This window comes from Microbacterium sp. (assembly GCF_036566905.1).
GTDB lineage: Bacteria > Actinomycetota > Actinomycetes > Actinomycetales > Microbacteriaceae > Microbacterium.
This window is the reverse complement of the sequence record NZ_DATCVK010000068.1, coordinates 1-3,700: the sequence shown is the minus strand read 5'-3', so window position 1 is coordinate 3,700 and position 3,700 is coordinate 1. Positions and strand designations below refer to the sequence as shown.

Here is a 3,700-nt window from a genome sequence, read left to right as displayed (position 1 = left end):
GGGCTGACAGGATTTGAACCTGCGACCCCTTGACCCCCAGTCAAGTGCGCTACCAAGCTGCGCCACAGCCCGATGCCACCGGATTTCTCCGAAGACAACTTGACCATCATAGCGGCATCCGAAGGGGTGCTCGTGACACTCTGGCGGCCACGAGGCATCCGCTCGCTGCGAATTCGGCCGGCGAACGCGTGCGCGCCGGCGAGATCAGATGTACTTCCGCACCTCGTCCATGAACGCCACCGGGTCGTCGACCCAGATGCGCAGTGCCGTCACCGACTGCTCGCCGCCGGCCCTGCCGTGTCCGGGCAACTTCACGAGCGTCGGTCCCTCGAGTTCGATCTCGAGATTCGTCTCGTCGGTCATGCGCAGCATGAGGGTGCGCGACGCATCCGTCTCGACGATCTTCGGCGACTTGGGCTCATCCACGCGAAGGTTTCGCGCGACCGACGCGATGTCGTCCCAACTGAGCGCGATGTCGAGCTCGAGACCGCCGCGCACGCGAATACCGTCAGGGCCGACCGTGTGCGGCCGCATGAGATAGGCGCACAGCAGCCCGAACATCCAGGTGAGCCCCCAGATGCCGAGCACGAGGAGCGTGATGCGCACGGCGGGCCAGCGATGCACGATGAGATCGAAGATCGGGATCTCGACGGCGGAGAGCACGATGAAGATCATGAGGATCGTCAGCACCGGCTTGTGGAAGCCGAAACCCTTCGCCCCGAGCGCGATCGCCGGGCGCCGCGCGATGAACCGCCCGATGCTCGCATAGATGCTGAGCTCCATGAGCAGCGCGCGCTTCAGGAACCAACCGATGCGTCGCCAGACGGATGCCTCGGCGCGCGCCGAGGTCGCGGTGCTCACTCCCCCACCGCCTGCGGCTCGCCGGCGGCTCGGCGCTGCTCGTCGGCTTCGATGAGTTCACGCAGGCGCCCCGTGATCGCCTCGATGCCGCGCAGCAGTGCATCGCGATCTTCGGGGGCGACGGCGCCGAGCAGCTCGGCCGAGAGCTCGGCATGGTCGCGCTGCATGTCGCGCATGAATTCCTCAGCGGATGCCGCGAGTGACACGATGATCGCCCGCCGGTCGGTCGGGTGCTGCGCGCGCATGACGTAGCCGCCGGCCTCGAGCGCGTCGACGAGGCCCGTGATGTTGCGGGGACTCACCTCGAGCCGGTCTGCGAGCGCGTGCTGGGTGGACGGACCGGTGGCGGCGAGCTCCCAGAGCAACCGGGTGCGCGCCGGCGTCAGCGGGGTGCCGGCGAAGGCGTTGGCCATGTCCTTCTGGAACAGCTCGCTCACCTCGAGCAGTCGGTCGAGCACGGTGATCTCGGGAGTCATATCATGATGATACTGCATTGTTACCTATATTCACGATCTTGGACCGAGGCCTGCGAGACGCCCGCTGCGGATGTCGGTGGTCGGCGCTACATTCGAATGGTGATCACCGACGTGACCGAAGACCTCGAGCCGCTCAAGCTCCGGGTCGTCCCTGCGAGCGAAGTACCGTTCGCCGACGTCGAGGCCGTCTTCGGTACCCGCGGCGATCCCGCGCACTGCTGGTGCCAGTGGTACAAGATTCCGGGCACTGACTGGCGTCGGTTCGGCGATGAAGGTCTGCGCGACCGGCTGCAAGAACAGGTGCATGCGTCGGGCATCGGGCGCGGGCTCCTCGCCTACGACGGCGAGACGCCGGTGGGCTGGTGCGCCGTCGAACCGCGCAGCGACCTCCCCCGGCTCAGCCGGAGCACCATCGTCAAGGGCGGCACCGCCCATCCAGACTTCGATGACGACGCCGTGTGGGCCGTCTCCTGCTTCGTCGTTCCGCGCGACCACCGAGGCCGGGGCGTCGCCCGCGCTCTCGCCGAAGCGGCCGTCGACTTCGCCCGCGCAGGTGGTGCCGTCGTCGTCGAGGCCTACGCCGTCGACCCGAAGATCCGCGCCAAGGTGTCGGCCGACGCGCTCTTCCATGGCACTGTCTCGATGTTCACGCATGCGGGCTTCACCGAGATCGCCCGCCCCCGGCCAGACCGCGCGATCATGCAGGTCGAGCTCGGGCGCTGAGCCGGGCCCACGGGCGCTTCAGAGCGGGAGCCAGTCGCGCTCCGCACGGCGGAGTTCGTGCACCGCGGGGTCGAGATCGGAGATCCGCTCGGCGGCACGCCGCCGGGCAGCGGCGGCGAGTCGTTCGAGCACAGCACGATCCTGCTCGGATGGGGCTGCTACCGAAGCCGAACCTTGCAGGTACTCGGCGAACAGTGACTGGTCCCGATGACCGCCGAGCACATCCTGTATCCGCTCACCTGCGGCCGCGAGCCGCAGCGCTCGCGCACTGAACGTGTCCCCAGCGCCCTCCGCCAGCGCCTCCGCGGCGTAGCGTAGGCGTCGAGCGGCTCTCCGCACGGCATGCAGTCGCACAGCAGCACTCGTCGCGTCCACTCCTGATGCCCGCATGACGGCACGACGCACTTCACGCGCGAGGAGTGCGTCGAGCACCGCCCGGGTCGCCGTGTCCGCCGGTCGGGCCGTGGGCGCGTGTGCAAGCAGATCGCCGAGCGCCGCTCGACGCCGGGCAGCTGCCGGCCGCTCCTGGTGCTCGGTGAATTCCCGGTGCGCGAGTTGATGGGACGCGGTCGTTTCGGCGACGATGCCGGCCGTGACGCGCACGAGCGCCCCCGTGTCGAAGGTCGACGACGCCGCGGCATCCTGCAACGCCGCCTCCGCGACCAGGAGCCGCACCTCGATATCGCGCACCGCGCCGAGCCGTCGGCCGAGCTTGCGATACCGACGGCGCACCTCGTCGACCTCGGAGGCGTCGAGCAGCGATCCGTACACTGCGAGCACACTGCGAAGACGGCGCACGGTCGTGCGCAGACGATGCACCGCATCCGGTTCGTCGGCCACGGCAGCCGGCTCGATCTCATCGAGGCGGTCGCCGATCGCGCGCAACGCCGCCAGCACGACCGCACCGGCGTCGTCGTCCACGCCCACGAGAGCCATGGCGCCATCGTAGGCGCCTCGCTGCGATCTCGGCGGTTCAGTCCACGTCGATGCGCACCCGCTTCACGCGCGACGATTCCCCGCGCAGGATGCGCACACGACTCCGGGGCACGTCGAAGTGAGCCGCGAGGGCTTCGACGACACCGGCGTTCGCGGCGCCGTCGACGGCGCGCTCCCGCACGAACACCGTGAGCGAGGCCGCAGGGTCGCCCTCGAGCGCCTCCACGAGCGGCCCCTTGCGACTGCCGGGCTTCACCCGGATCGTGACGTCCATCACTTCCTCGCGCCGACGCGGAGACCACGAACGCCCGAGCCGCTCCCCTCACGGGAACGACTCGGGCGCCGCGACATCCAAGACCTACTTCGAGCGGTCGCGCTTCTCGCGCACCCGCATGTTGATGACGATGGGCGAACCCTCGAAGCCGTAGATCTCGCGCAGGCGTCGCTGGATGAACCGGCGGTAGCCCGGGTCGAGGAACCCGGTCGTGAAGAGCACGAATGTCGGCGGGCGGCTGGCCGCCTGCGTGCCGAACAGCACGCGGGGCTGCTTGCCGCCGCGCACGGGGTGCGGGTGCTCCTGCGTCAGCTCGGTGAGGAACGCGTTGAACTTGCCCGTGGGAATGCGGGTGTCCCACGACTCGAGCGCGGTCTCGAGGGCTGGCACGAGCTTCTCGAGGTGACGGCCGGTCTTCGCCGAGATGTTG

General features: G+C 69.1%; 5 protein-coding genes and 1 pseudogene. 1 reads left to right on the top strand and 5 read right to left on the bottom strand.

Going from position 1 to position 3,700, the window contains the following annotated elements:
- Positions 1-204: 204 nt before the first annotated feature.
- Together VIP82_RS05865 and VIP82_RS05860 are read right to left on the bottom strand one after the other, a co-directional pair.
- Entirely contained in the window at positions 205-861 is a 657-nt protein-coding gene (locus tag VIP82_RS05865) for a hypothetical protein (protein WP_331906596.1), read from the bottom strand.
- Positions 858-1,337 carry a MarR family winged helix-turn-helix transcriptional regulator gene (locus VIP82_RS05860; RefSeq protein WP_331906594.1) on the bottom strand — a complete coding sequence of 160 codons (480 nt, stop codon included), beginning with the start codon at positions 1,335-1,337 and terminating at the stop codon, positions 858-860. The genes VIP82_RS05865 and VIP82_RS05860 overlap by 4 nt, the downstream gene beginning before the upstream one ends.
- Before the next feature lie 99 nt (positions 1,338-1,436).
- Here VIP82_RS05860 and VIP82_RS05855 point away from each other — a divergent pair, with 99 nt between their 5' ends.
- Positions 1,437-2,060 carry a GNAT family N-acetyltransferase gene (locus tag VIP82_RS05855; protein ID WP_331906592.1) on the top strand — a complete coding sequence of 208 codons (624 nt, stop codon included), beginning with the start codon at positions 1,437-1,439 and terminating at the stop codon, positions 2,058-2,060.
- Between the two features lie 18 nt (positions 2,061-2,078).
- On the opposite strand, the gene VIP82_RS05850 is transcribed toward VIP82_RS05855, so the two are convergent.
- From VIP82_RS05850 to VIP82_RS05840, 3 genes and pseudogenes are all read right to left on the bottom strand, one after another.
- Positions 2,079-2,996 (bottom strand): CHAD domain-containing protein, encoded by a 918-nt coding sequence (locus VIP82_RS05850; protein WP_331906590.1) that lies wholly within the window; start codon positions 2,994-2,996, stop codon positions 2,079-2,081.
- 37 nt (positions 2,997-3,033) lie between these two features.
- Positions 3,034-3,270 (bottom strand): DUF167 domain-containing protein, encoded by a 237-nt coding sequence (locus VIP82_RS05845; protein ID WP_331906588.1) that lies wholly within the window; start codon positions 3,268-3,270, stop codon positions 3,034-3,036.
- An 84-nt stretch (positions 3,271-3,354) separates the two neighbouring features.
- A pseudogene (locus VIP82_RS05840) lies at positions 3,355-3,700 on the bottom strand (ribosome biogenesis GTPase Der); the annotation flags it as partial.